Consider the following 25831-nt stretch of genomic DNA (forward strand, 5'->3'; position numbering starts at 1 on the left):
ACATCGGAGGACACGATGGTGAAGCGTTCCATCGCCGAGCGGCTGGCCCAACTGGAGGCCCAACGTAAGTCGCTCCAGACCAAACTCGGCAAGCAAGAACGGGCCAAGGACACGCGCCGCAAGGTGCTGCTCGGCGCCTTTCTTCTGCACCGGCTAGAGAAAGGCCAAGACAGCTTTTCCAAGGAGCAGTTGCCCGATTGGCTTCGACGCGAACTGCCGGGCTTCATAAGCCGCGACGACGACGCAGCGCTGTTCGCCGATCTGCTTGGCGACACGCACGCCGGCAAGGCTCCAGCGGCCGACAAGGCGCCGGCCTCGGCCTCAGCTCACTCCTGAAGGTGGCGCGCATCACTGCGCGCCCGAACGCTGATGCGGAGCGAGGATGATCCGTCGCGCCATCTTGCTGATTGTCTATCTGGTCGCGGGTTATGTGCTCGGCAATCTCCTTGCGCACCTGGTTCTGATTCCGGTCGCGGCGATCAAGCACCTGAGCGACGTCGCCGTGAACCGATGGGCTGTCGCGGGCGGGCTGCTTGGCGTGGTGATTGGCTTCGGCAATTGGCGCAATCGCACCGCGCCCGCCAATTCTTGGGGCGTCCATGGCTCCGCCCATTGGGCGAACGAGCGGGAGGTGCGCGCCTCACTCGGCGGCCCTGACGGCGTCATCGTCGGCCGGGAAAACCGCAAAGGCGGAAGCCTGCTGCGCTATAGCGGCGAGCAACATCTGATCACCATCGCGCCGACGCGCTCGGGCAAAGGCGTAGGCGCCATTATTCCCAATCTGCTGACCGCCCAGCGATCCATCCTCTGCATCGACCCGAAGGGTGAGAACGCCCGCATCGCCGTGCAGGCGCGCCTTCGGCTTGGGCCGGTCGATGTGCTCGACCCCTTCGGCGTCTCGGGCGTCGTGTCCGCCGCGTTCAACCCGCTGGATGGGTTGGACGAGGAAAGCTCTGAACTCGCGGAGGACGCCGCGCTCCTGGCCGATGCCCTGGTCTATGATCCGCCCGGCCAGATCGGCGAAGCCCACTGGAACGAGGAAGCCAAGGCGCTGATCGCGGGGGTGATCCTCTACGTGGTCTGCCATGAGAATCCGCAGACTCGAAACCTCGTCACCGTGCGCGAGCTGCTGACCGCAGCGCCGGAGACATTCGCGGCCATGCTGATGATGATGCAGAAATCGACCTGCGCGGGAGGCTTGGTCGCGCGGGCCGCCAATCGTCACCTGAGCAAAACGGGGCGCGAGGCCGCAGGCGTCCTATCCTCCGCTCAGCGCCACACCCATTTCCTCGACAGCCGACGGATGGCGGCGGTGCTCGATCATTCCGATTTCCGGTTCGAGGATCTCAAGGCCGGAACCTGCACGGTGTTCCTGGTCCTGCCACCCGATCGGCTGAACACCCACGCGCGATGGCTGCGCCTACTGGTCGCCCAGGCGATTGGCGCCCTGGCGCGGTCCACGGCGAGTCCGCCAGCGCCGGTGTTGTTGCTTCTGGACGAGTTCGCCGCATTGGGCCGGCTGGAGCCGTTGGAGCAGGCCTTTGGCTTGATGGCGGGCTACGGTCTGCAACTGTGGCCGATCCTCCAGGACCTACACCAACTGTCCAGCGTCTACGGCGAGCGCGCCGGTACGTTTTTATCGAATGCCGGCCTGATCCAGGTCTTCAACGTCGGCGACGTGGATACCGCGAGCTGGGTCTCGCGCTCCATCGGTTCGATGACCATGGCCTATCAGACAGCAGGCTCCAGCGTGTCGCAGGCGCCTGGGCCGTTCCTGTTCCGTCAAACCACGACCAGCACGTCCACCTCCGACCACCTCAGCAAGCGCGAATTGCTGACGGCCGATGAGGTCATGCGCCTTGATGCCAGCCTGGAAATCCTGCTGCGCCAAGGAAAGGCGCCCGTGGTCGCGCGAAAGGTCCGCTATTTCGCCGATCCGGAGTTCGCGGGGCGATTTGACTCGTGATGAGTCGACAGCGACGCTAACCGTATCGTCGCCGGTCTGCTCCCAGAGCCAGATCGACGAGCTGCTGCCGGTGGGCCTACGCGCCCGCCTCACTCAATGCCGTGGCCTGAGAATAGCGGTTGCGCTCACTCGGCTTCTGGCAACAGAGAAAGCCCTAGTTCTCCCAAGAAGGCGTTGTGCTTGGAAGTCGCTTCCCGGATTTGCTTTTGAAGCTGGACCAACTCGCTCTGGATGACCGACAGCTCAATTTCTTCCTCGCCCACGGCCGTTCTGATGTAACGAGAGATGTTGAGGTTGTAGTCTTCCTCAGCAATGCGCTCCATGCTGACGCGCCTTGAATAACGGTCCTCTTCCTTGCGGAAGCGGTAGGTATCGATAATCTTGCCGATATGCTCGTCGGTGAGCTGGTTCTGCCGCTTGCTCTTCGCGAAATGCTCGGCCGCGTTGATGAAGAGCACGTCATCGGGTTTTTTGCATTTCTTCAGCACAAGGATGCAAACTGGGATGCCCGTCGAGTAGAACAGGTTCGCAGGCAAGCCGATGACTGTATCGATGTGACCGTCCTTCAGCAGCTTGGTTCGGATGCGCTCTTCCGCCCCTCCTCGGAACAACACCCCATGCGGCAGGATGATGGCCATCACACCCTCATCCTTCAGGTAGTGGAATCCGTGCAGGAGGAACGCGAAGTCGGCGGCAGACTTGGGCGCCAGTCCGTAATTCTTGAATCGCACATCGTCGCCCATCGCCTCAGTCGGCTCCCAGCGGAGGCTGAAGGGCGGGTTGGCCACGATCGCGTCGAAGGAGGGCTTCTTGGCGGGATTCAACTCCCGCAGGATGTCCCAGTCATTGGTTAGTGTGTCGCCATGGTAGATTTCAAATTCAGTATCTTTCACGCCGTGCAGCAGCATATTCATGCGGGCGAGATTGTAGGTGGTGATGTTCTTTTCCTGTCCGTAAATTTTGCCGATGCCATGCGGCCCCATGCGCTTGCGCACGTTAAGCAATAGCGAGCCGGAGCCGCAGGCAAAGTCGAGAACGCTCGTCAGCCGAACCTTCTTGCCGGTGGCCGGTTCCTGGCTATCGAGCGTTACGATCCCGGAGAGAATGTCAGACACCTGCTGAGGCGTATAAAACTCGCCCGCCTTCTTGCCGGACCCGGCGGCGAATTCGCCGATCAGGTATTCATAGGCGTCGCCCAGCGCATCGACATCGGAGGAGAAGTCCGCGAGCCCTTTGGCGATCTCTGCAATGATCGCACACAGCTTGGCATTGCGGTCCGCATAGCTCCGTCCGAGTTTATCCGAGCCGAGATTGATCTCGGAGAAAAGGCCACTGAAGGTGCTCTGGAAGGACTCGTTCTCGATGTATTTGAAGCCCGCCTGCAGGGCGTTCAGCAGTTCGCCGTTCTGGGTGCGCGCCATATAGGCAATGCTAGTCCAGAGGTGTTCCGGCTTGATTACATAGTGCGCCTTGAGGCGCATCTGCTTTTCAAAAGCCGAAATATCATCGGGGTTCTGCGCGTACCACACCGATAGGGGCGAGCGCCCGCCATTACCGATGGCGTTGGGATCTGGGTAGTCGGACCCAAGCTCCTTCTTAGCGGCCATCTCGTAGTTGTCCGAGAGGTAGCGCAAGAACAGGAACGACAGCATGTAGTCGCGGAAGTCGTCGGCATTCATCGCCCCGCGCAGCTGGTCGGCGATGTTCCATAGCGTCTTGCCCAGCTGCTTTTGGATTTGGTCGTTCATTGTGCTGGTGCTTCCTGGGGCGCGGGCGCGGGCGCGGGCGCGGGCGCGGGCGCGGGCGCCGGTGCTGTGGGCTGGGCGGGAAGAATTTCTGGCAACGCGAACTCAAACCGAGCGGTGAATTCACGCAGGATGCGGCGGAACAGTGCCTTGTTGTCCTCGCCCATTTCAGTGGGCTCATGGATGGCATAGGCCCCGTGGCTCAGCAGGTTGAGAGCCCGATTGAACAGCGCCCGATCTTCCTCGTTGTCGAGCGCCTTGAGGCAGAAGGATATGCTCGGATGCCCAAAGAAAGAGGCTGTCTTCTCCATGACGCTGCGCAAGGCATTGAAATGGAAGGTGTAAAGCTTCCCCCTGTGTGGATCGGCGGCAAGATGCAATTCGGCGAGCGTCGCCACATGGTGGAAGAAGGGCGTATCCTTGGTCGCCTGAAGCCTGTAGGCGCCGTCGCTGTTTGGGCGGTGCAGAAAATAGCGCTTGTGGGTAATCGTGGGTTCGCCCTCGGGATGCCTTCCCACTTCGTTGCACATGACGTTGAAGAACAGCGCGTGGTGCGAGGAGAAGATCACCTTGATCGGGGCGGGCGCTCCGTCGCCGTCCTTTCGCGTAGCCGCCCGGCGTAGAAGCTTGGCCAGGTCGCAGGCTACGGAAATCGCGTTGTTGTCGTCCAGCGACGAGATCGGGTCGTCGATGTAGAGGTACTTCTTCCCCTGATAGGATTGATGGCCATCCAGCATCCGTTCGCAGATCGCCATGAAGATGCACCAGATGAAGATATTCTGCTCACCCCGTGAGACCTTGATGTTGGTTTGATTGTCCTTCCTGAAGCTCACATAATCCGGCTTGGAGATGGTCTCTGTGCCTTGTGGGACGTCCTTGTAGGTGAAGTCGAATTCGAAATCGGCGTATCGGTAAAGATACCCGGCAATCGTCTGGTCCAGCGCGAGTTCGGTCATCGCGTTGAAGAATGATGACTTGTCGTTCAGCTTCATGTGGCGAACGCTGTCGCCCTCTAGGTCGTTTTCCCAGACGAACAGGTCCTCGGTGAAGGCATTGAAATAAAGTGTGTCGGGGGTGCCGGCCGGGTTCTTCTTCGTCTTACGTTTGCCCGCGTCCTTAAACTCCATCGACAAGCGTGTCTTGCCGGTACGATTGTAAGCGTAGACCAAGAGAAATGAAATAGCCTTCGTGGGGTTGCTCAGATCATCGCGAAGCCTGCCCACTAGAGTCTTCAGATTCTTGTAGGTACTCATGCGTCACTTTTCCGGATCTGCGGGAAAAGCTGCTGCATAAGCCCCCTTTTGTGGGTCTTGAGAGTGTCGAGCTTTCGAGTCTCGGCGGCGATGAGGTCGTCGAGGGAGGTGAGGCAGTCGGCGATGCGTTGTTGTTCAGCGGGCTTCGGAACAAAGAACTTATAGCGCAAGAACTGCGAACCATTAATGGAGTTGATAGTCGCGCCAAGGTCTCCAGCGACCTGCTTCTGATATCGTGCGGTTTGAAAAAGCTGAAAGACGAACTTCGGCGCACGGGAGCGGAAAACAGTCATGAACGCGCCGTGTGTGCAGAGCGGCATTCCGTCTGGGATGAGGGCTGTCTTGCCGATCAATGCTGTCGACCCGTTTCGAACGCAGACCAGAATGTCATTCGGTAACGAGAGGTTCGCTCCTCTAATGGCCGGGTCGACGTAAACGCAATCCGTCAGGTCGATCTTCCCGCCTTGGATGTTTGACGACCGCAGGACCAAGAGTCCCTCTTTCCGAACGTCATCAGGGCTATAGGTCAACCCGGAAACAAGGTCGCCCAATGTGTTGAGCCGAACTTCCTCCCACTCCCGCGCGCCCTCAAACTCAGGAAATCGGAGGCGGGGCTGGGTATCGCCTTCCTGGGGGAAAAGATGCTGCATCAGGCCCTTCTTGTGAGCCCTCAGCGCCTCCACCTTCCGCCGCTGCGCGGCAATCAGCGCGTCGACCGAGTCCAGACACTTCGCAATCTTTTGTTGTTCGGGCTCCTCTGGTCGCCATGCATTTGTCGACAGGAATTGAGTAACAGAGATATTGAAGCGGCCAGCTCTGGCACCCTCATTCACCAGCCCGCCCAGCGCTGGATCATGGCTTCCGGACTCGAAATACCATTCCCAGAAAGCTGGGTTCTCACTCGGCTGGAAGCGGAAGCATTTATAGATGGGCGAGACGATGCCACCCGAATAGTCTGAAAGTCGCTTGATCGTGCCAAAGCTTGATGCCTTGGTTGTCCGGTCGTTGTAGACAAAGTCGTCCTTGCGAATTTTCAGATAACGATCGGTACTGTCTCCCGCGATCTTCTTGCCAAAGTAATCGCTTTGCAGCACAAGACCATGTTCGCCTGAGAGGCTCAGGACGTTATCCGCATCTCCTGTTGTCGCCCGATCGGTCACGGGTCGGGCCAGGTTCTGAAGAGAGGCTTCCCTCCACCCTTTGGCGTCCCGAAACGCGGGAAACCGCAGCTTGGGGACCAACGCAGACTCATCGCGAATCGCGGCTGGAGATTTCCACCTACTGCTCATAAGCGCTCAGCCCCGAAATCTCGCGGCCAGCGGCACGCTTCAGCAGCAGCGGCATCAGTTCGGCCATCAGGTCTAGTTCCTTAACCCGCCGCGCCCTCCAGTTCAGGCCAAGGGGTTCCATCAGGTCGGTCAGTGCCTCGCCATCAAAGATCATGCGTTGCAGGATGGTGTCGACAAAGCCTTGCAGCGCCTCGGCCGCCAGCCCGTGCTGGCCCGCGATGCCCGCCAGCTCCGCCGAGTTCTTTTCTCCCTTGAAGCGGCTGTACCCCTCGCGGATGGCTTTTTCGCTCAGGCCCTCACCCGCCTTCAGGGTGGCTATGTAGGCGGCGATATCGTCACGCTCATCCATGAACTTCGCGTCGGACTGGATGAGGCCGATCAGCTCCTCGCGGCTCATCCTCTGCTTGCCGGGGGTTGCCTCTGAATAGCGGGCGATGAGGCCCATGATGTAATCGTAGTCGATGACAGCCGAAGCGAAGAGGACGAACTCGAAATCCAACTGATCGACCTCTTGCGAAGGCTTGTCCGCCCCATTGCCCTGCTGAGCCCGAAGGCGCTGCGCGGTTTCCAGATAGGCGCCGCGAAAGCCCAGAAGGTTGTCGCGCGGCAGGATCCGTTCGATGGTCGTGGCGTTCTCGGGCGTCAGGTCGGTGTATTGGTCAAGCTGGGTCTTTAGCCGCTGGACCTCTTTGAAATGCTCGATGAAGGCCGCGCGGGCGGCGTCGCCCTTGAGGCTGGGCACCGCATCCGGGGCGCAGTCGAGCCCCTGCGATTTCATGAAGGTATCGAGCTTCTGGACGGCAGTTTCCAGTTTCTGGATGACCACGGGGGCTTTGTCGACCAGCCAGATTTCACGGGCCTTCTCGGCGGCCGCCTCGCCCGAGAAGAGGGCGATTGCGGCATCGACTGAAGCCTGCTGCTGCCTGAAATCAAGGATGTTGCCATAAGGTTTGGTGGCGTTCAGCACGCGGTTGGTGCGCGAGAAGGCCTGGATCAGGCCGTGATGCTTCAGGTTCTTGTCGACGTAAAGAGTGTTCAGGAACTTGGAATCGAAGCCCGTCAAGAGCATGTCCACGACAATGGTGATGTCGATCTTGTGGCGCGACACAGTGGGATAGGCTTTCCGTAGGTCAGCTTCGGGCCACTGCTGGTCTTTGATGCGCTTCTGAACGTCCTGATAATAAAGATCGAACTCGCCGATCTTGTGGTTTGTGCCGTAGTCGGCGTTGTAGTCCGCGAGAATGGCCTTCAAGGCTTCCTTCTTTTTTTCCGGCTCAACCGCGTTGTCTTCCTTCTCCGTCGGCAGGTCTTCCTGAATCTGCTTCACGTCAGGATCGCCCTCGGCAGGCGGGGAGAAAACGCAGGCGATGTTCAGCGGCGGGAAGCTGGGATCGGCAGCTTGCTTCTCGGCCTGCATGGTCTTGAACAGCGCGTGATACTCGATGGCGTCATTGATTGACGAGGTGGCGAGCAAGGCATTGAACCGGCGCTGACCCGTGGCCTGGTCGTGCTTGGACAGGATCGCCTCGATGACCGCCCGCTTAGCCAGCGGCTCGCCCGGCCTGGGCAGGGTTTTGCCCTGAGGCTTGAAGTAATCGACGTGGAACCGAAGGACGTTGCCGTCTTCGATAGCGTGGGTGATCGTGTAGGTGTGAAGTCGCTTCTGGAAGAGGTCTTCCGTCGTCTTCATGCTGGCTTGGGTGTCTTCAATTTTCTGCTGGGCGGCGTTCTGATCGAAGATGGGTGTTCCGGTGAAGCCGAAGAGCTGAGCGCGCGGGAAGAACTCCTTGATCGCCTTGTGATTCTCTCCGAACTGCGACCGATGGCATTCGTCGAAGATAAAGGCGATGCGCTTGTCGCGCAGGGGCTCCAGCTGTTCCTTGAAGCTTTTCTTGCCGTCCTTCTTCTGTTGTTTGTTACGCTTGCTGTTTTCATCAAGCGCGAGGCCCAGCTTTTGGATCGTGCAGACGATGACCTTGTCGGCGTAGTCGTCCGAGAGCAGACGGCGAACCAGGGAGGCAGTGTTGGTGTTTTCCTCGACGCAGCCTTCCTGGAACTTGTTGAACTCCTCGCGCGTCTGCCTATCCAGGTCCTTTCTGTCCACGACGAACAGGCATTTCTCGATGTCAGGATTATCCTTCAGCAGGGTTGATGCCTTGAAGGAAGTCAGCGTCTTGCCGCTGCCCGTTGTGTGCCAGATGTAGCCATTGCCGCAGTCCTGGGCGATGGAATCGACAATCGCCTTCACCGCGTACACCTGATACGGCCGCATCATCAGGAGCTTCTGCTCGCTGGCGACCAAAACCATGTAGCGGCTGATGGTTTGGCCGAGTGTGCATTTGACGAGGAAGGTTTCGGCAAAGCTGTCGAGGTGGACGATCTTCTTGTTCTCGACATCGGCAAATTCGTAGACGGGAAGAAAACGCTCCTCGGCATTGAAGGCGAAATGGCGCGTATTGTTGTTCGCGAAGTAGAACGTCCGATCGCGATTGCTGACGATGAAGATCTGAAGAAAGCACAATATGGTCTTGGAATACCCGTTTCCAGGGTCGTTTTTGTATTCGACGATCTGCTCCATGGCGCGACGCGGGCTTATGCCGAGGGTCTTCAGCTCGATCTGAACGACCGGCACGCCATTTATTAATAGGATAACGTCATATCGATGGTGGCTGTTATCAGTGTTTATGCGGAGCTGATTGACAACCTCGAAGGAGTTCTTGCACCAGTCTTTGACATTGACGAGCGTATAGTTGAGCGGCGTGCCGTCATCGCGGGTGAAGCTGTTCCGTTCGCGAAGGGTTCGTGCTGCCGCAAAAACATCCGGCGTGACGATATCATCCATGAGGCGTGAGAATTCTGAATCGGTCAGTCGGACCTGATTCAACGACTCGAATTTGTCCCGGAAATTTCGCTCTAGTGTGACGCGGTCTCGGATATCGGGGCGATAGTCGTACTTGAGGTCCCTCAGCTTCGATACCAACGCATCCTCGAGAGCGCGTTCCGCTGTGATAATTGCCATCGAAAATGCTCAGTTTTCTTCAATGTGAGCTGAACGGGCTGTCTTGGTCTTGGTCAAACGCCTGTCCTCGCGACGCTTCAATCGTTCGTATTCCTCAATGCTCAGCACGACGACCACAGGGCGTCCGTGCTTTTCAACCGTCACCGGTTCTGCCAGCGCCCTGTCAAGAAGCAGCCCGAACGCGTTTTTCGCGTCCTTCGCTGACATTGTTTTCATAAGAGCGCCCCATGCGTTATGGCCATAGTGGCTATTTTAGGCGGGCACGCAATCCCACCTGGCCCCGCCCCACATGATTCCTTTGGGGGTACGAAATAGCACCTTAGGCGCGTTTCGGGACAGGATCGGTTGAGGCTGAGTTTAGGCTCCTAGGCTCCTGGCCCTTCGGCCCTTGCCAGTAGCTGATGGCCGCGCCCGTTCGGGCGCCAAGAGGCCAGCGGTCCTCGCCGTTCGGCTCGGCCCTTCAGTGATGGCGCGCCGTTCGGCGCTAGCCCCAAGTCGGGGTGGTGCGGGCGGAGGGACTCGAACCCCCACGCCGTGAAGCGTTCGGACCTAAACCGAGTGCGTCTACCAATTCCGCCACGCCCGCATTAGGGCAGGTGTATATCTAGCTGACACAGAACAACAAGATCAGTGGTGCGCCTGCGGCGCGCTCTGGTCCTTGGGCGCGCTTTTGCGCGCCGCTTTCCGTGCCGCCTTGGGGCGCATCACGTTGATGGCGGAGGCGTCCAGCCGGTCCTTGATGTGGGCGGCGTAGAATTGCTCGATCATCTGAACGCTGGTGCGGCAGTTGTTGGCGATCTGGTGGATGTTCGCGCCCTCCATGAGGCGCATGGAAATGTAGGTGTGGCGCAGGCTGTAGGCCGTGCGCCGCTGGCCATCGCGGTCGAATTTCAGGTTCTCTTCCGCGAGGATCTTGTTGAACAGGTCGCGGCTGTAGGCGGGAAACACCTTCAGCAGGGGCAACTGGCGCCCGATCTGCTCGGCTGACTTGCCTTCCTCCTTGAGCTGCTGCTCGCGCCGTTTGCGCAGGGTTTGGAAGGGATGGACGGCGCCGGGCATGCTTTTGCAGTAGCCCACGCCCGTCTTGCCGCGCACGTCGATGACCAGGATCGTCTCCTGGGTGGCGTAGTCGTCCTCGATGTGGACGTCCCGGAACTCCAGGTTCCACGCTTCATCAGGGCGCAGGCCGGTGTTCGCCATCACGATCACGAAATCATGCAGGTCTTCATACCGGGGCTTCCAGCCGCGCCGGGTGCCCTGGCTGATCCGGCGCCGGGTGGCCTGATAAAGCTGCTTGTATTCGTCATGCGAGAACCAAGCCCGCCGGCCGCGCTTGCCCTGGGTCATGTACGGCGTCGAGAGGTTGGGGACGTAGGGAATCCAGCCAAGCCCCTCGGCATGCTTGAGCACCTGACGGATGATGACGATTTCCTGGAGCATGGTGCTACGGGCCGGCGGCTTGCCGGGCGTATCGGGCGCGCCATCCTTTCCCTTCACCGTGGTCTTGGCGATGGTCTGCTCCGCGCGCTGGACGCGATAGCGCTGCACCAGGCCCTTGTTGATGGTGGAGAGGGGCTTGTCCTTGAAGAAGGGCAGGACGTGCGCGTTCATCCGCATCTCAAGGTTCTTGACGTAGGCCGGGCTGCGAACCGAGGCGGCTAGGACGCGCACCTCGCGCAGGTAGGCCTGCGCGGCTTCGGTGAAGGTTTTTTCCTTGGGCGCCACCGGCTGAAGGCGCCCGATGCGGAGTTTGCCGCGCAGGTCCAGGTACCATTCCTCGGCAACGTCCTTGGCGCGGTCCAGCGCCATTTCGCCGGTTGTCTGGCGGAATCGTTGGCCGCCTACGCGGGCGGCTGCCTGCCAGGGGCCGTGGTCCGCCCGGCGGTAAACTTGCAGGCGGCCATCGAACATCGTGTGGGTCGTCATCGTAAGCGCCTTCCGTGACTAAGGCTGTGTCCAACGTGTCCACGGTGTGTCCAAACCCAGGAGAAAGGGCTGACTCATCAAGCCCTTGGAAAAACGGCAATAATTTGAACGTGACTGTGAGTCGCACTGGATTTAGGTTCCAGCGCCGCAAGGCGTGGAGGTTCGAGTCCTCTCATCCGCACCAGCGCGCGTGGCTGTCCGGCCTTTAGGCTTGGATGGGTGGCGCGCGCGTGACATAAGAGCGCCCCGCCGCCGGCCACTCGCCGGCGGTCATTTTTCGTCGCCAAGCGTGGCCAGCGCACAGATCGCGCGCCCGCTGAAGGAAGCCTTGAGAAGCCGCTATGCAGATCGTCGAGAAGTCCGGTGAAGGCCTGAGCCGCGTCTATGGTGTGACGGTTCCCGTTGCTGACCTAGCCGCCCGTTACGAGACCCGCGCCGCTGAGATCGCGCCGACCCTGAATATCAAGGGCTTCCGTCCCGGCAAGGTGCCGGTCGCGCACGTCAAGCGCGTCTATGGCAAGTCGCTGATGGCCGAGGTCGTCGAGGCCGCCGTCACCGAGGCCAACCAAAAGGTTATCACTGACCACAACCTGCGGCCTGCCGGCGACCCGGAACTGCAGCCGACCGGCGACATGGATGCGGTCATCGATGGCAAGGCCGACTTGGCCTACGACCTTTCGATGGATCTGATCCCGGATTTCGAGCCTGTGGATCTTGCCACGCTGGAACTCACTCGTCCGGTCTATGCCCCCGGCGAAGAAGAGGTCGATGAGGCGCTCGGCGAATTGGCTAAGCAGAACCGCACCTTTGAGACACGCACCGCCAAGACCGCGAAGGCCAAGGACGGCGATCAGGTCGTGATCGACTTCGTCGGCAAGCTCGACGGCGAAGTGTTCGAAGGCGGCTCGGCCGAGGACACAACCCTGGTCCTGGGTTCGGGCCAGTTTATCCCGGGGTTCGAAGAGCAACTGGTCGGCGCCAAGACGGGCGCCGACGTCGAGGTGAAGGTGAAGTTTCCTGACGACTATCAGGCCGAAACCCTGAAGGGCAAGGAAGCGGTCTTTGAGGTCAAGGTTAAGGAAATCAAGGCGCCAGTCGAGCGCGGCGTGGATGACGAACTCGCCAAGCAGCTGGGCCTCGAGAGTCTCGAGAAGCTTCGCGAAATTCTGAAAACCAACCTCGAACAGCAATTCGCCGGCGCCAGCCGTTTCAAGCTGAAGCGCGCGCTGCTGGATGCGCTTGACGCGAAACATGACTTCCCGCTGCCGCCGAAGATGGTTGAAGCTGAATTCACAAGCATTTGGGAACAGCTACAGCAGGACAAGGACGCCGGCTCGTTGCCCCCTGAGGACGAAGCCAAGTCCGATGCGGATCTCGAGAAGGAATATCGCAAGATCGCTGAGCGCCGCGTGCGCCTGGGCTTGATCCTCGCCGAGGTCGGCAGGATCAACAATGTCGAGATCACGGCCCAGGAACTCGACCAGGCGATGCGCCAGGAGGCCATGCGCTATGGCGCCCAAGCCCAGCAGATCTTTGAGCTGTTCCGCAACAACCCGCAGGCCCAGGCGCAACTGCGCGCGCCGCTCTTCGAGGATAAGGTCGTCGACCTGATCGTCGAAAAGGCCAAGGTCACCGACAACGCCGTGACCAAGGAAGAGCTGATGAAGGAAGACGAGATGCCGGAAGGCTACGCGGCCTAAGGCCTCGACCCTCGCATTTCAGGACGCCCCGTCGGAGACGACGGGGCGTTTTCCGTTCAGACCGCCGCCAATTCGCCAATCACGAAGGCGACTTCCTCGGCGCGGGCGAACCCCTCCAGGACATCGGGCAGGTCGTCGGGGGCGACGATCAGCATCAGGCCGACACCACAGTTGAACGTGCGGCGAAGCTCGTGGTTGGAGACACCGCCAGTGCGCTGCAGCCAGTCGAAAACAGGCGGCAAGGCCCAGGCGTTCCAATCGAAGCGCGCTTCGAGCCCCTCGGCGATCGCCCGTGGCGGATTCTCGATCAGGCCGCCGCCGGTGATGTGGGCGAGACCTTTGATGCGGCCAGCCTTCAGATGCGGAAGCACGGAGCGGACGTATATGCGGGTGGGCGCGAGCAGCGCTTCGGCGAGGGTTTTGCCTGGCTCGAAGGGCGCAGGCGCGTCCCAGGCAAGGCCGGAGCGCTCGACGATACGGCGGATCAGGGAGTAGCCGTTCGAGTGGGGCCCGCTTGAGGCCAGACCGACCAGAATGTCGCCGACCTGCTGGTCGCCCAGGCGGGGCAAGACCTTGTCGCGATCAACCGCACCAACGCAGAAGCCCGCCATGTCGTAGTCGCCGGCGGCGTACATGCCCGGCATCTCGGCCGTTTCGCCACCGACCAGCGCACAGGCCGCCTGACGGCAGCCTTCGGCGATGCCGGAGACGACCGCGGTCGCGGCATCCACGTCCAGCTTCGCCGTCGCGAAATAGTCCAGGAACATCAGCGGCTCAGCGCCCTGCGCCAGGAGGTCGTTGACGCACATGGCGACAAGATCGATGCCCACGGTGTCGTGGCGGCCGGACTCGATCGCGACTTTCAGCTTGGTGCCGACGCCGTCGGTGGTGGTGACGAGCAGCGGATCTTCATAGCCCGCGGCCTTGAGGTCAAAGAGCGCGCCGAAACCGCCCAAGGCGGTGTCGGAGCCAGGTCGGCGCGTCGACCTGGCGAGCGGCTTGATGCGCTCCACCAGTTCGGCGCCGGCGTCGATATCCACCCCGGCCTGGGCGTAGGTGAGCCCGTTCGTCTGGTCGGTCATGAATGCCTCTTGCGCCGTGCGCGCACGGAATCTTGGAAAATGAGCGTATCGCGCGCTTGCAGACTCATACGCCCGCGGGGCTATAGCTAATTGATGACGCCGATTACAACCACCGCCGAACTCATGGCGTTCTGTGACAAGCTTAAGGGCCAGCCCTTCGTCGCCGTGGACACCGAGTTCATGCGCGAGACGACCTACTGGCCGAAGCTCTGTCTGATCCAGGCTGCGGCCCCTGGAGTCGAGGCGGCGATCGACCCGCTTGCCGACGGAATCGACCTGGAGCCGTTTCTGGTCGTGCTGCGTGATCCGGCCATCCTCAAGGTTTTCCATGCCGCCCGCCAGGACGTGGAGATCTTCAACAACCTGTCCGCGATGCCGACGCCGCTGTTCGACACGCAGGTGGCCGGCATGGCCGCCGGCTTCGGTGAGCAGATCGCCTATGACGCTCTCGTCCGGCAAATGCTCAAGATCGAACTCGACAAGTCCAGCCGCTTCACCGATTGGGCGCGGCGGCCCTTGTCGGACAACCAGCTGACCTACGCGATCGCCGACGTCACCCACCTGGCCGAGCTCTATCCGATGCTGCGCAAGCGGCTGGAAGATGAGGGCCGGTTGGCCTGGGTGACTGATGAAATGGCCAGCCTGAACGACCCGGCCAACTACGACGTCGATCCCGAGAACGCCTGGAAGCGCCTGCGCCCGCGTCGGCACACGTCGAAGTATCTTTCGGTCTATCGCGCCGTGGCCGCTTGGCGTGAACGCACGGCTCAGACCCGCGACCAGCCCCGTGGCCGCATCCTGAAGGACGAGGCGATCGACGAGATCGCCACCCAGGCGCCGACTGACGCTGAACAACTGGACCGCCTGCGCTCAGCGCCCAAGGGCTTTTCCGGTTCGCGTTACGGGCCCGAGTTGCTGTCGGCGATCCGCGAGGCGCTCAAGGACCATGAGGCCTACGCCCCGGTGATCGAGCGCGCGCGCCATGCGCCGTCTCCGGCGGCCGGCGCCGTTGTGGAGCTCCTGAAGGTGCTTCTGAAGGCGCGGGCGGAAGAGGCGGGCGTCGCGTCCAAGCTGATCGCGACGGTGTCGGACCTGGAACTCATCGCCAACAGCGACGAGGCGGCGACCGCCGCCTTGACTGGCTGGCGGCGCGAAGCCTTTGGCGAGGACGCTCTCAAGCTGAAGCGCGGGGAGTTGGCCTTGGTGCTGGACGGCGCTCGTGTGCGCGTCGTTGAGGTCCGCCGGGCGCCTAAGGCGTCGACCTGACCGGCTAGTCGCCCAGCGACAGCTTCAGTCGCAGCGCCTGGGCCAACGCCTGGGCGCGCTTCGCGGTTTGCTCGCCGAGCAGCATGTCTCCATGACCCCCGACAGCGATGAGCCGCAGATGCTGGCCATCGATCACAAGGCGCGACTTCGCAAGCACGGCCGGATTTCGGCCTGAAAGGTCGCAGCCCAGCCGCAACGCCGCCCCGAGCGCGCGGGCACGCTGCTGCATCGCCGGCGTCAGGAGGCGGGCGATCGCCTCGGGTTCGGGGACGGCGGCCTGGCTCGTGTGCCGCGCGAAGAGCGCGAGCGCCAGGAAGGCGCGTTCAGGATGGGTCATGCCGGCGAGGGGCGCACGGATCATCTGTTCGAAGGCGATCTCGCCGCGATGGTCGGGGTGAAGGCGCGATCCCATGTCGGCCAAGCGCGCAGCTGCGGCAAGCAGGCGACCATCGCGTTCACCCAAGACCGGATCGACCAGCAGGGGAGGCAAGCGACCGAACAACGGCTTCAGCCAGGCCTCCAGGGCGGGCCCGAGCGTCTGTTGCGGTCCATTGGGGCTCAGGGCCTCAGCCCCGGCGATCAGCGGGTCCAGGGCGCGAATCTCTGGGGCCATCGCCTCGAATAACTGGCCTTCGCGCAGGCCGAACGCCGAGATAACGACCCGCTGGTAGCCCATTCGCTCAATCAGAACATCGAGGACGAGCGCCGAGTAGGACAGGGTTTCGAACCGCTTTTTCGATAGCCCCTCGATGCCCTCCAGCGACGACTTCGATTGCCGTTGAACGAACCTGGCGACCTCCAGGGCATCAGCCCGGACCATCTCGTACTGGTGCGCGACGCGGAGGGGGTAGCCAGCCATCTGCATGTGCAGCAAGGCCAGGTTGCGCCAGCCGCCGCCGACGGCGTGGAAATCCGCGGCGGCGAAGCGGCCCGCCGTCGGGGCCAGCGCTGCCTCGATACGGCGGCGAATGGGATCAATTTCTAGCGTGCGCGGCGCGCCCAGAGCGAAGGGGCCGAGCGGCAAGGTTACGCTGTCGGGCGTATTGACGGCGTCAGCCGTCGCCGTCTCCAGGCGGATGAGCTCCAGGCTGGAGCCGCCCAGGTCGCCAACGACGCCGCGGCTGTTCGGTTCGCCGGAGATCACGCCAAGCGCGGCGTAGCGGGCTTCTTCCGCGCCCGTCAGCACGCGGATCACGAACCCGGTCTCTTGTTTGACACGTCGCACGAAGAGCGCGCCGTCAGCGGCCTCCCGCACCGCCGCCGTGCCCGCGACCGTGACGGCCAGGTCGTCCCAGCCCTCGACCACCACGCGAAAGCGCCGGAGCGCGGCCATGGCGGTTTCAACCCCGCCGGCGGACAGTCGCCCTGTCTGCAGCAGGTCGCGGCCGAGGCCGGCGAGCGCCTTCTCGTTGTAGACTGTCCAGATCGCGCGGCCTTCCAGCCGGTAGATCACCAGCCGGACAGAGTTGGAGCCGACGTCGATGACCGCCGCATGGCGAACCGCCGTTCGGTCGTGTTTGGCGTTATCCCCTCGGAGCCACATCATCGATCGCGCGCGGCATGTCCTTCACGCGCTGTCCCCGGCCGGACAGGCTTGGATTGGTCATGAAGTAGCCGTGCGCCGAAAAGGCGTCCGGATGGTCCCAGGCCGGATCGCGGACATAGCGGCCTTCGCTATCCAGGGTCCAGCTTTGAGCCTCGTCGCGAAGATTTGCGACCATGATTTGTTGCAGCACCTGCTGGTGCACTGTCGGGTTTTCCACTGGCGCGAGGGACTCGACACGCCGGTCGAGATTGCGCGGCATCCAGTCGGCCGATGAGATGTAGGCCCGCGCCTCCGACGAGGGTAGCGGCGCACCGTTTGCGAAGGCGACGATCCGGCCATGTTCGAGGTAGCGGCCGACGATGCTTTTGACACGAATGGACTCGGAAAGACCTGGCACGCCTGGCCGCAGGCAGCAGATGCCGCGGATGACCAGCTCGATCGGTACGCCAGCTTGGCTAGCCCGGTAGAGGCCGTCGATGATCTCTGGATCAACCAGGGAATTCATCTTGGCCCAAATACCGGACGGCCTGCCGGCGCGAGCACAATCGGCCTCCGCCGCGATCATCCGCAGCAGGTCGCGTTTCATGGTGATCGGCGAGAAGGAGAGCTTCTCCAACGTCTCCGGTTGGGCGTAGCCGGTGATGTAGTTGAAGAGCCTGGCGCTATCGCGGCCCATCGCCGGGTCGGAGGTGAACAGCGACAGGTCGGTGTAGATGCGCGCCGTGACCGGATGATAGTTGCCCGTGCCGAAGTGACAGTAGGTGCGCAGAGCGTCGCCCTCGCGGCGCACGACCATCGATAGCTTGGCGTGGGTCTTGTACTCCACGAAGCCGAAGACGACGTGAACACCGGCCCGCTCCAGATCGCGGGCCCACTTCAGATTGGCTTCCTCGTCGAAGCGAGCCTTTATCTCGACGAGCGCGGTGACGTTCTTGCCGTTGTCCGCTGCTTCAATGAGCGCAGCGATGATCGGGCTGTCCTTGGAGGTGCGGTAAAGCGTCTGCTTGATCGCCACGACATTGGGATCGCGCGCGGCCTGCCGCAGGAACTGCACCACCACGTCGAAGCTCTCGAACGGGTGGTGCACAAGGATGTCCTTCTCACGGATGGCGGCGAAGCAGTCGCCCGCATGATCACGGATCCGCTCGGGGAAGCGCGGTTCGAAAGGCGGGAACTTCAGATCGGCGCGATCGGCGGGGATCAGCTGGCTAAGCTCGTCCAGCCCCAGCAGGCCTTCGATCAGGATGATATCTTCGGGCTGGGCGTGCAGGCTTTCAGTGATGAAGGCCCGCAACTCCGTGGTCATGGCTGTTTCGATCTCGACTCGCACGACCGAGCCCATGCGGCGCTGCTTGAGGGCGGCCTCAAATTCGCGGACTAGGTCTTCAGCTTCTTCCTCGACTTCAACGTCGCTGTCACGGATCAGCCGGAAGACGCCGACGTCCTTGATGTCGCAATTGGGAAATAGGCGATCGAGGAAGAGCTGCAGCAGCCCTTCCAGTGAAATAAACCGCCGCTGGCGTTGCGTACGTTCGGGCCCAGTCTGCAACTCCCAGAACCGTGCGACCTGGGCCGGAATCGGCACCAAGGCGTAGAGCGTGCGTCGGTCGGCGTGACGGCGCAGCTTCATCACCAGGGAGAACGCGAGGTTTGGGATAAAGGGGAAGGGGTGCGCCGGATCGATAGCGAGGGGGGTGAGCACAGGAAAGATCTGGCTGAGGAAGGTTTCCTCCAGCGTGGCCTTCTCCGTGGCGGACACGTCCTGCGCGGCCACGACATGCAGTCGTTCACCTGCAAGTTCGCTGCAGAGGGCGCGCCAGCGCGCCTGCTGGTCGGCCATCAGGTCCGCGGCCTCGGCGTTCACCCGCGTCAGCTGTTCGGCCGGCGTCAGGCCGTCCTGGCTGAGCACGCGCACGCCTTCTCGAACCTGGGCCTTCAAGCCGGCGACGCGAACCATGTAGAATTCGTCCAGGTTCGCCGCTGAGATGGCCAGGAACCGCAGCTGTTCCAACAGGGGATGGCGCGGATTGTGCGCTTCGCCCAGGACTCGGCGATTGAACGCCAGCCAGGAAAGTTCGCGGTTGAAGAAGCGGCGCGGTGAACTTGCAAGCTCGCTGGCGCTGATTGCGCACGCGTGGCTCCCGCCAGCCGGCTGCGAGGGCGGAGTCGTCTCCTGCGCATTGACCGTGACCAGGGTGTTCATACCGGCTCCATGGCTGCCAGGCGACTAATCCGCCTTTCGCTCAGCGATCTATTCCTCGGAATGATCAAGGAATTGATTCTGATCCTCAAGAATTTGCCGCGCAAGGGCCCGAGAGACGGGACGTGTTTCCTGATCGACTCCTTCATCGAGCCTGCGCACGATTTCACGCGCCTCGGGAATCGACCGGCTCATCCTGCGGAGCAGGTAGGGATAAAGGTCATCAGACGGGCGAATACTCCGTTCACGGAAGAATATTTCGAGTACGCCGCGCAGCACCTCATCGTCCGGCTCTGCGATCTCCGCGACCGGCATGCCGTTCAGCCGCGAACGCAGGTCGGGCAAAGCGCTGGGCCAACTGGCGGGGACTGTGCGCGCGGTGACCAGCAGGCCGCGCTCGGGGCGGGCTGCAAGATTGATTAAATGAAAGAGCGCTTCGTCCGGGAAGCCCTGATCCGCATCTTCAAGCAGCACCGGTCCGGGATGGGCCGCTGCACGATCAAGGTCCGGCGCGGCGAGATCGACCGTCAACGCGCCGGCGCCCGCCGCCCACACGGCGGCGAGATAAGTCTTTCCAACCCCGGCCGGACCGATGAGCGCCAGGCCTCCGCCAGGCCAACGCGGCCAGGCGTCGAGCAGGGCGACCGCCCGAGCGTTGGAAGGCCCGATCAGAAAGCCGTCCCGCGTGGCGGGCGCGGAGGCGGTGAGGGGAAGGCGGAGCTGGCGCGGCACGCCGCCAAGGTAGCAAGATCAGCCGCTGAGGACATCGGCGGGGCCCGAACACTCCCCGCCTTTCACAGATTTCGGCAGATCAGAGAGCTTCGACGGCCTTGGGCTCAGGCCGGATGTCGCGAGCGGCCAATAGGGTCCAGCCGCCTGGCTTGAGCAGTTCGATGGGCGAGAAGCGTATTTTGTAATCCATCTTCTCGGAGCCGCGCACCCAATAGCCGAGATAGACATAGGCCACGCTCGTCACCCTGGCCTGGTTGATATGGTCCAGGATCATGAACGACCCCAGGCTTCGCCGCGCCAGGGTTGGATCATAGAAGCTGTAGACCAGCGACAGGCCATCCTTCATCAGATCGACCAGGGCGCAGCCGACCAGGTCGCCTGGCCCTCCGTCAGCGGACCTTCGGCGATACTCGATCAGATGCGTTCGGACAGCCGTATCCTCGACCATGGCCACATAGTCAGGCCAGGTCATCTCGGCCATGCCGCCCTCGGCGTGACGCGTGGTCAGATAGCGGCGCAGCAAGTCGAACTGTTCGTGGGTCGCCTCGGCCTCAACCAAATGGCGCTCAAGGTCGGCGTTGCGGTTCAACGCCTTGCGCTCCGAGCGTGAAAAAACATAGTCCGCCACGGGAATGCGGGCCGAAAGACAAGCTTGGCAGGACTCGCACGCGGGCCGATAGGCGATGTTCTGCGAACGGCGGAAGCCGACTTCGGTCAGCGAGTCGTTGACGCTCGCCCCGTCCGAGAGCGGCAGATGGGCGAAAACCTTTCGCTCAAACCGATCGGGCAAGTAGGGGCACGGCGTCGGCGCCGTGAGGAAGAACCGAAGCTGCCGCGTAGGAAAATGCTGCGTCACGAATCCCAGTCGCCCTTGAACCTCGGCCGAAAAGACCTTTGTCCCGGCAAGATTAGCAGGCAAGCCGGAGCGGCGCGCAAGAAGTTGTTGGCGTCCGCTGTCTGCGCGCGTCACGGCGCGTGGCGTAGGGCAGGGATGATGGAGATCGAGGCATGAAGACGGCGTTCGTGGGATTGGGCGTGATGGGCTTCCCGATGGCGGGGCATCTGACGCGGGCGGGCCACGAGGTCGGGGTCTTTAATCGCAGTCCGGAAAAGGCGCGACGGTGGTCGGAATTATTTGGCGGACGGGCGTGCTCCACGCTGGCCGAGGCGGCGGCGGACGTCGAACTGTTGGCGCTCTGCGTAGGCGATGACGACGATGTACGCGCTGTGGTCGAGGCCACCCTCGAAGCCTTGGCGCCCGGCGCCGTGATCGTGGATCACACGACGACCTCAGCGTCGGTGGCGCGGGAGATGGCCGAACGGGCTGCGGCGACGGGGCGGTTTTTCATCGACGCGCCGGTCTCCGGCGGACAGGCTGGCGCTGAAAGCGGCCAACTTTCCATCATGTGCGGCGGCCCCAATGAAGCGTTCGTTCGGGTTGTCTCGGTGATCGGGGCCTACGCCAAGTCAGTGAAGTTGATGGGCGGGTCTGGATCGGGCCAACTCACCAAGATGGCCAATCAGATCTGCATAGCCGGTATTGTTCAAGGACTATCTGAATCCTTGCACTTTGTCAGAAGATCCGGACTGGACCCCGAGGCTGTTCTGGAAGCGATCTCTAAGGGCGCCGCGCAGTCTTGGCAGATGGAGAATCGCTGGGGGACGATGGCCCAAGGCCAGTTCAACTTCGGCTTCGCGGTTGACTGGATGTTGAAGGACCTTGGGCTGGTCCTCGACGAGGCCGCTCGCAATGGATCGAATCTCGAAATGACCAGTCTTATCAGAGACTTCTACGTAGACGTTCGGGGTATGGGCGGGGGGCGGTGGGACACTTCAAGCTTGGTTGCAAGGCTGGAAAAGCCGTCAGATGCGTAATTCGCTTTCCTAAGCAATTGCCAAACGGCTCGCGGGATATATTGTGAGGCGGACCGAAGCCGACAGAGCAGCGGCGGTTCGGGATTTGGGAGAGAGATTATGGGACTTGAACTCGAGAAAGACACGCGCAGCCGCGGTCTGACTGAAGAAGGCATTATTCACATTCCGGGCATCTACAGCCGCTACGTTCGCCTCGCGAGCGGCGCGCGCGCCCACTACGTCACCAGCGGCGAAAGCGGCCCGGCCGTGATCCTGCTGCATGGCGGCATCGAAGGTTCGTCGGGCACCGCCGGCTTCCGCTTCATGATGACCTTCCTGGGTGAGAACGGCTTCCGCGTTTACGCGCCGGACCGTCCGGGGTTCGGCAAGGCCGACACGAGCAAGGTCGAGTACCTCGACGCGAGCCCGAAGGCTCAGGTTGATTTCGTCAAGGAATTCGCCGACGCGCTTTGCCTCGACAAGTTCCACCTTTCGGGGAACTCGGCGGGCTGCATGGTTTCGGCGAACTTCGTCGTCAGCCACCCCGAGCGGGTGCTGAGCGTGGCCTTCATCGCCGGCGGTCTCGGCGACATCAATGAAAAGCCCCGCCTGATGCCTTCGGAAGGCAAGTTCACCCCGAATCCGGCCTACGTGAACCCGCCTTTCGACGGCACCAATGAATCCATGAAGAACCTCATGGACGGCATCATTTATGAAGCCAAGGCGATCTGGCCGGAGCTGATCACCATGCGTGTCAACGACGCGCTGGAACAACGTCGCGCCCGTGAAGCGGCTGGCGTGGAACGCTGGGGTCCCGGTTCCAAGCAAACGCCCGACCAGCTGCAGGTCTTCTCGACGAAAGGCCGCCTCGATAAGCTGACGATGCCGATGATCTATCTCTACGGCCTGCAGGACGTGCTGTCGGTCGTCGAAAACGGCTTCAACCAGGAAGACGTGGCTCCGAACATCCAGTTCTTCTATCCGGACGAATGCGGTCACCAAGGCCAGACCGATCAGCCCGACATGCACAACCAAGTGTTCCTGGAATTCTTCCGCGAGGGCAAGGTCAGCTGGGAATCGGCGAAGTGGGCGGGTGTTTCGCGTCGCCGTCCGATCAACCCGAAGCTCGTCGAAGAACCCGCGGGCGGTTTCCCGTCGGTGATCCGTGAAGCCTACGTCGACACCCCGACCCTGCGCGCTGCGCTGGGTTCGTCGGTGAAGACGCCGGAACCGGCGGAATAAGGGACTTCAGATCAGGGCATCCCGGTTCACCTGGACGCCCATGGTTTGGCGAGGGCTCCCGAGAGGGAGCCCTTTTCCGTTTCAGGCGCCGAGCATCCGGGCGGCTCGCGGGGCGAAATAGGTGAGCACGCCAGCAGCCCCGGCGCGCTTGAAGGCCGAAAGGCTCTCCAGGATCACCCGCTCTTCATCCAGCCAGCCATTCTGGGCGGCAGCCATCAGCATCGCGTACTCGCCCGAAACCTGGAACGCGAAAGTCGGCACGGCGAAAGCCTCACTGACGCGCTGAACAATATCCAAATAGGGCATACCTGGCTTGACCATGACCATGTCGGCTCCCTCGGCGATGTCTAGGGCGACTTCGCGCAAGGCCTCATTCGTGTTGGCCGGGTCCATCTGGTAGGTCTTTTTGTCTGCGGGATTTTCCACCGAGCCTGTGCCCAGCTTTCCCGAACCGATGGCGTCGCGGTAAGGGCCATAGAAGCCGGAGGCGTATTTCGCCGCGTAGGACATGATCATCACGTCGGTGTGCCCCTCGGCCTCGAGGGCCTGGCGCAGCGCGCCGACGCGGCCATCCATCATGTCGGACGGCGCAAGGACATCGGCGCCCGCGCGGGCTTGCATCAGCGCCTGCGCGACCAAGCGCTCGACCGTGGCCTCGTTGAGAATGCGACCGTTCTCGATGACCCCGTCGTGACCGTGATCGGTAAACGGATCCAGCGCCACGTCGCAGATTACGCCTACTTCCGGGGCGGCGTCCTTGATGGCCGCCACGGCGCGCGCGACCAGATTCTCAGGATCGGCGGCGTGGGCGCCTAAAGCGTCCTTGTGCACGCCGTCAATGAACGGGAAGACCGCCAGGGCAGGGATACCCAGAGCGCGCGCCTCACGGGCCGCCGCGGCAAGGTCGGGGATCGACAGCCGCGACATACCCGGCATCGAGGCGACCGGGACCTTGCCCTCGCCGTCGTGGACCACGACCGACCAGATCAGGTCGGCCGGCGTCAGCGTCGTTTCGCGCACTAGCCGGCGGATCCAGTCGGCCTGCCGCAGGCGGCGCATGCGAAGGGCGGGGAAGGGGGCGAGGGGCGCGCGTGTCATTGCCGCCGATTGAACCTACCTTGATCAGGCGTCAAGGTTGACCGCGGCGCGTCGGGCGGCGAAGCGTTGCGTCATGAGTCCGTCGTCTGAACCCGAAGTCATCGCCACGGTGGAGGGGCGCGCGGGCCGGATCCGCCTGAATCGTCCACGCGCGCTGAACGCCCTGACCCTCGCGATGACGCTGGCCATCACCCGAGCGCTGCTCGCCTGGCGTGACGACCCGGCGATCCAGGTGGTCATGATCGATCACATGGGCGAGCGGGGCTTTTGCGCCGGCGGCGATATCCGCGCCTTGGCCCTGCGTAGCGGCGGCCGCGATGCGGTTCGCGCCTTTTTCCTGCACGAATATCGGCTGAACCACCTGATCTTCACCTACCCCAAGCCGGTGGTGACTTTCATGGACGGAGTGACCATGGGCGGCGGGGCGGGGCTCGCCATGCCCAGCCGCTTCCGGGTGGCGACAGAGGCTTGCTTATTCGCCATGCCGGAAACCGCCATTGGCTTCTTCCCAGACGTGGGCGCCGGGTGGTTCCTGCCGAGGTTGCCGGGGCGGACCGGCTACTGGCTGGCGCTGACGTCCGCCCGGCTGGGCGCCGCTGATTGTCTGCACCTCGGGATCGCGACGCACTACATGCCGGCCACCGCACTCGACGCCCTGAAGGCGGCGATCATCGCTGGCCCGGAGAGTCCCGGCGTCATCCTGGGCCGTCGCGCCGAGGACGCGGGCGCCGCGCCAATCAGGCCAGTGGAGCGCGATATTGACCGCGCCTTCGATCAGCCCACCATCGAAGCCATCCTCGCTGCCTTGCCGGCGCAAAAATGGGGGCGGGCTCAGGCCGAGGCGATCGCCGGACGGTCGCCGTTCAGCTTGAAGGTCACACTGCGCCGGATGCGGATCGGCGAGGGCCAGGCTAGTTTCGCTGAGGTGATGGCGACCGACTATCGCTGCGCCCTGCGGCTCGCGAGCCGCCACGACTTTGCAGAAGGCGTGCGTGCGGTCATCGTCGACAAGGACAATCGCCCGGCGTGGCGCCCCGCCGACTTGGCCTTGGTGAGCGACCACGAGGTCGCGTCGATTTTCGCGAACCTGCCTTCCTCCGAAGAGTGGACGGCACTACCGTGATCTTTCAGGCGAAATCGCCCGTTCTGGGAGGAACGACCATGATAAAGACCAAGTTGATGCTGGCCGCCGGGGTGGTCTCGCTGCTCTGCGCGGGCCCCACTGTCGCCCACGAACCTGCAGCCTACGCCGCTGTTGTCGCCGAAGGTAGCCGGCCTGACGCCGACAAGGCCCGCGACGCCGCCCGCAAGCCTGCTGAAATGCTGGCCTTCGCCAATGTCCATCCCGGCGAAGTTGTCGTCGAGTTGCTGCCTGGCGGGGGTTACTTCACCCGCCTGCTGTCCAAGGCGGTATCGCCCACGGGCAAGGTATTCGCCGTCGTGACAGCGCAGCAGGACACGCCGGAAAAGCCCGCCGGGGTCCGCGCGATCGCCGCCGCGCCGGGCTACGCCAACGTATCCGTGCTTGTGGCCGATTTCCAGACCATGGCGCCGCCGCAGAAGGCTGATCTCGTCTGGACCTCGCAGAATTATCACGACCTGCATCTGACCCGCCTGAACCTCGACGTCGCCAAGGTGAATAAGGCGGTCTTCGATGCGCTGAAGCCGGGCGGACGCTACGTGATCGTGGACCATGCGGCGCCGGCGGGCACGGCGGTCGATGCAGCCAACACTGTCCATCGAATCGACCCCGCAGTCGTACGCAAGGAAGTCGAAGCGGCGGGTTTCATTTTCGTGGCTGAAAGCGACGTTCTGCGCAATCCCGCAGATGACTACGCCAAGTCCGTTTTCGACCCGGCGCTTCGCGGTCACACCGACCAATTCGTGCTCAAATTCCGTAAGCCGGGCTAAGG

20 protein-coding genes and 1 tRNA gene are annotated in these 25831 nt (G+C 62.4%); 8 read left to right on the top strand and 13 right to left on the bottom strand.

Translation table 11 applies throughout. From position 1 onward, the window contains the following. Nucleotides 1–15: 15 nt before the first annotated feature. Nucleotides 16–336: a mobilization protein gene (locus BN1313_RS07815; protein WP_091738690.1), complete on the top strand. Its 321-nt coding sequence runs from the start codon at nucleotides 16–18 to the stop codon at nucleotides 334–336. A gap of 46 nt (nucleotides 337–382) precedes the next feature. Next, nucleotides 383–1966: a type IV secretory system conjugative DNA transfer family protein gene (locus BN1313_RS07820; protein WP_091738693.1), complete on the top strand. Its 1584-nt coding sequence runs from the start codon at nucleotides 383–385 to the stop codon at nucleotides 1964–1966. 125 nt (nucleotides 1967–2091) lie between these two features. Here the strand turns inward: BN1313_RS07820 and BN1313_RS07825 are convergent, their stop codons facing one another. The 7 genes from BN1313_RS07825 to BN1313_RS07855 form a co-directional block, all read right to left on the bottom strand. Then, complete coding sequence (locus BN1313_RS07825) at nucleotides 2092–3714, bottom strand: type I restriction-modification system subunit M (protein ID WP_091738696.1); 1623 nt, start codon at nucleotides 3712–3714, stop codon at nucleotides 2092–2094. Continuing rightward, nucleotides 3711–4964, bottom strand: a complete 1254-nt coding sequence (locus BN1313_RS07830) for an ATP-binding protein (protein ID WP_091738699.1) — start codon at nucleotides 4962–4964, stop codon at nucleotides 3711–3713. The genes BN1313_RS07825 and BN1313_RS07830 overlap by 4 nt, the downstream gene beginning before the upstream one ends. Then, a complete protein-coding gene (locus tag BN1313_RS07835; RefSeq protein WP_218054332.1) occupies nucleotides 4961–6124 on the bottom strand; it encodes a restriction endonuclease subunit S in 1164 nt (387 codons plus the stop codon). Before BN1313_RS07835 ends, BN1313_RS07830 begins: the two co-directional genes overlap by 4 nt. A gap of 118 nt (nucleotides 6125–6242) precedes the next feature. Beyond that, nucleotides 6243–9272 (bottom strand): type I restriction endonuclease subunit R, encoded by a 3030-nt coding sequence (locus BN1313_RS07840; RefSeq protein ID WP_091738722.1) that lies wholly within the window; start codon nucleotides 9270–9272, stop codon nucleotides 6243–6245. Between the two features lie 9 nt (nucleotides 9273–9281). Then, complete coding sequence (locus tag BN1313_RS07845; RefSeq protein WP_091738725.1) at nucleotides 9282–9488, bottom strand: type II toxin-antitoxin system Phd/YefM family antitoxin; 207 nt, start codon at nucleotides 9486–9488, stop codon at nucleotides 9282–9284. Between the two features lie 285 nt (nucleotides 9489–9773). Beyond that, a tRNA-Leu gene (locus BN1313_RS07850) sits at nucleotides 9774–9858 on the bottom strand. 41 nt (nucleotides 9859–9899) lie between these two features. Next, nucleotides 9900–11198 carry a site-specific integrase gene (locus tag BN1313_RS07855; RefSeq protein WP_091738728.1) on the bottom strand — a complete coding sequence of 433 codons (1299 nt, stop codon included), beginning with the start codon at nucleotides 11196–11198 and terminating at the stop codon, nucleotides 9900–9902. 341 nt (nucleotides 11199–11539) lie between these two features. Here BN1313_RS07855 and tig point away from each other — a divergent pair, with 341 nt between their 5' ends. Beyond that, on the top strand, nucleotides 11540–12898 hold the full coding sequence (gene tig, locus BN1313_RS07865) for a trigger factor (RefSeq protein WP_091738731.1): 1359 nt from the start codon (nucleotides 11540–11542) through the stop codon (nucleotides 12896–12898). 56 nt (nucleotides 12899–12954) lie between these two features. On the opposite strand, the gene purM is transcribed toward tig, so the two are convergent. Then, nucleotides 12955–13980 (bottom strand): phosphoribosylformylglycinamidine cyclo-ligase, encoded by a 1026-nt coding sequence (gene purM / locus BN1313_RS07870; protein ID WP_091738734.1) that lies wholly within the window; start codon nucleotides 13978–13980, stop codon nucleotides 12955–12957. Between the two features lie 93 nt (nucleotides 13981–14073). On the opposite strand from purM, the gene rnd reads away from it, so the two are divergent. Continuing rightward, nucleotides 14074–15246, top strand: a complete 1173-nt coding sequence (gene rnd / locus BN1313_RS07875) for a ribonuclease D (RefSeq protein ID WP_091738737.1) — start codon at nucleotides 14074–14076, stop codon at nucleotides 15244–15246. Between the two features lie 4 nt (nucleotides 15247–15250). On the opposite strand, the gene BN1313_RS07880 is transcribed toward rnd, so the two are convergent. The 4 genes from BN1313_RS07880 to BN1313_RS07895 all read right to left on the bottom strand — a co-directional run bounded on the left by BN1313_RS07880 (nucleotide 15251) and on the right by BN1313_RS07895 (nucleotide 20580). Beyond that, complete coding sequence (locus tag BN1313_RS07880; protein ID WP_091738740.1) at nucleotides 15251–16789, bottom strand: Ppx/GppA phosphatase family protein; 1539 nt, start codon at nucleotides 16787–16789, stop codon at nucleotides 15251–15253. Next, complete coding sequence (locus tag BN1313_RS07885) at nucleotides 16770–18995, bottom strand: RNA degradosome polyphosphate kinase (RefSeq protein ID WP_091738743.1); 2226 nt, start codon at nucleotides 18993–18995, stop codon at nucleotides 16770–16772. The genes BN1313_RS07880 and BN1313_RS07885 overlap by 20 nt, the downstream gene beginning before the upstream one ends. Nucleotides 18996–19043: 48 nt before the next feature. Then, on the bottom strand, nucleotides 19044–19523 hold the full coding sequence (locus BN1313_RS07890; RefSeq protein WP_245620136.1) for a P-loop NTPase family protein: 480 nt from the start codon (nucleotides 19521–19523) through the stop codon (nucleotides 19044–19046). Between the two features lie 280 nt (nucleotides 19524–19803). Beyond that, a complete protein-coding gene (locus BN1313_RS07895; RefSeq protein WP_091738749.1) occupies nucleotides 19804–20580 on the bottom strand; it encodes an arginyltransferase in 777 nt (258 codons plus the stop codon). A 152-nt stretch (nucleotides 20581–20732) separates the two neighbouring features. Between BN1313_RS07895 and BN1313_RS07900 the strand changes: the two genes are divergently transcribed. Together BN1313_RS07900 and BN1313_RS07905 are read left to right on the top strand one after the other, a co-directional pair. Further along, nucleotides 20733–21599, top strand: coding sequence for an NAD(P)-dependent oxidoreductase (locus BN1313_RS07900; RefSeq protein WP_091738752.1), 867 nt, complete (start codon nucleotides 20733–20735; stop codon nucleotides 21597–21599). Between the two features lie 99 nt (nucleotides 21600–21698). Beyond that, nucleotides 21699–22820 (top strand): alpha/beta fold hydrolase, encoded by a 1122-nt coding sequence (locus BN1313_RS07905; RefSeq protein WP_091738755.1) that lies wholly within the window; start codon nucleotides 21699–21701, stop codon nucleotides 22818–22820. An 81-nt stretch (nucleotides 22821–22901) separates the two neighbouring features. On the opposite strand, the gene hemB is transcribed toward BN1313_RS07905, so the two are convergent. Next, nucleotides 22902–23918: a porphobilinogen synthase gene (gene hemB, locus BN1313_RS07910; RefSeq protein ID WP_091738758.1), complete on the bottom strand. Its 1017-nt coding sequence runs from the start codon at nucleotides 23916–23918 to the stop codon at nucleotides 22902–22904. A gap of 73 nt (nucleotides 23919–23991) precedes the next feature. Between hemB and BN1313_RS07915 the strand changes: the two genes are divergently transcribed. Both BN1313_RS07915 and BN1313_RS07920 read left to right on the top strand, forming a co-directional pair. Beyond that, nucleotides 23992–25041: an enoyl-CoA hydratase/isomerase family protein gene (locus BN1313_RS07915; protein ID WP_091738761.1), complete on the top strand. Its 1050-nt coding sequence runs from the start codon at nucleotides 23992–23994 to the stop codon at nucleotides 25039–25041. 38 nt (nucleotides 25042–25079) lie between these two features. After that, nucleotides 25080–25829 carry a class I SAM-dependent methyltransferase gene (locus BN1313_RS07920; protein ID WP_245620137.1) on the top strand — a complete coding sequence of 250 codons (750 nt, stop codon included), beginning with the start codon at nucleotides 25080–25082 and terminating at the stop codon, nucleotides 25827–25829. The last annotated feature ends 2 nt before the right edge of the window (nucleotides 25830–25831 follow it).

The organism is Phenylobacterium immobile (ATCC 35973), from assembly GCF_001375595.1.
Taxonomy (GTDB): Bacteria; Pseudomonadota; Alphaproteobacteria; order Caulobacterales; family Caulobacteraceae; genus Phenylobacterium; species Phenylobacterium immobile.

What these genes read in the sequence shown, in the direction of transcription:
- BN1313_RS07880 (WP_091738740.1), bottom strand. Translation starts at nt 16,789, where the DNA reads ATGTGGCTCCGAGGGGATAACGCCAAACACGACCGAACGGCGGTTCGC.
- rnd (WP_091738737.1), top strand. Translation starts at nt 14,074, where the DNA reads ATGACGCCGATTACAACCACCGCCGAACTCATGGCGTTCTGTGACAAG.
- BN1313_RS07820 (WP_091738693.1), top strand. Translation starts at nt 383, where the DNA reads ATGATCCGTCGCGCCATCTTGCTGATTGTCTATCTGGTCGCGGGTTAT.
- BN1313_RS07920 (WP_245620137.1), top strand. Translation starts at nt 25,080, where the DNA reads ATGATAAAGACCAAGTTGATGCTGGCCGCCGGGGTGGTCTCGCTGCTC.
- BN1313_RS07815 (WP_091738690.1), top strand. Translation starts at nt 16, where the DNA reads ATGGTGAAGCGTTCCATCGCCGAGCGGCTGGCCCAACTGGAGGCCCAA.
- BN1313_RS07830 (WP_091738699.1), bottom strand. Translation starts at nt 4,964, where the DNA reads ATGAGTACCTACAAGAATCTGAAGACTCTAGTGGGCAGGCTTCGCGAT.
- BN1313_RS07845 (WP_091738725.1), bottom strand. Translation starts at nt 9,488, where the DNA reads ATGAAAACAATGTCAGCGAAGGACGCGAAAAACGCGTTCGGGCTGCTT.
- BN1313_RS07900 (WP_091738752.1), top strand. Translation starts at nt 20,733, where the DNA reads ATGAAGACGGCGTTCGTGGGATTGGGCGTGATGGGCTTCCCGATGGCG.
- purM (WP_091738734.1), bottom strand. Translation starts at nt 13,980, where the DNA reads ATGACCGACCAGACGAACGGGCTCACCTACGCCCAGGCCGGGGTGGAT.
- BN1313_RS07825 (WP_091738696.1), bottom strand. Translation starts at nt 3,714, where the DNA reads ATGAACGACCAAATCCAAAAGCAGCTGGGCAAGACGCTATGGAACATC.
- tig (WP_091738731.1), top strand. Translation starts at nt 11,540, where the DNA reads ATGCAGATCGTCGAGAAGTCCGGTGAAGGCCTGAGCCGCGTCTATGGT.
- BN1313_RS07840 (WP_091738722.1), bottom strand. Translation starts at nt 9,272, where the DNA reads ATGGCAATTATCACAGCGGAACGCGCTCTCGAGGATGCGTTGGTATCG.
- BN1313_RS07915 (WP_091738761.1), top strand. Translation starts at nt 23,992, where the DNA reads ATGAGTCCGTCGTCTGAACCCGAAGTCATCGCCACGGTGGAGGGGCGC.
- BN1313_RS07885 (WP_091738743.1), bottom strand. Translation starts at nt 18,995, where the DNA reads ATGAACACCCTGGTCACGGTCAATGCGCAGGAGACGACTCCGCCCTCG.
- BN1313_RS07905 (WP_091738755.1), top strand. Translation starts at nt 21,699, where the DNA reads ATGGGACTTGAACTCGAGAAAGACACGCGCAGCCGCGGTCTGACTGAA.
- BN1313_RS07855 (WP_091738728.1), bottom strand. Translation starts at nt 11,198, where the DNA reads ATGACGACCCACACGATGTTCGATGGCCGCCTGCAAGTTTACCGCCGG.
- hemB (WP_091738758.1), bottom strand. Translation starts at nt 23,918, where the DNA reads ATGACACGCGCGCCCCTCGCCCCCTTCCCCGCCCTTCGCATGCGCCGC.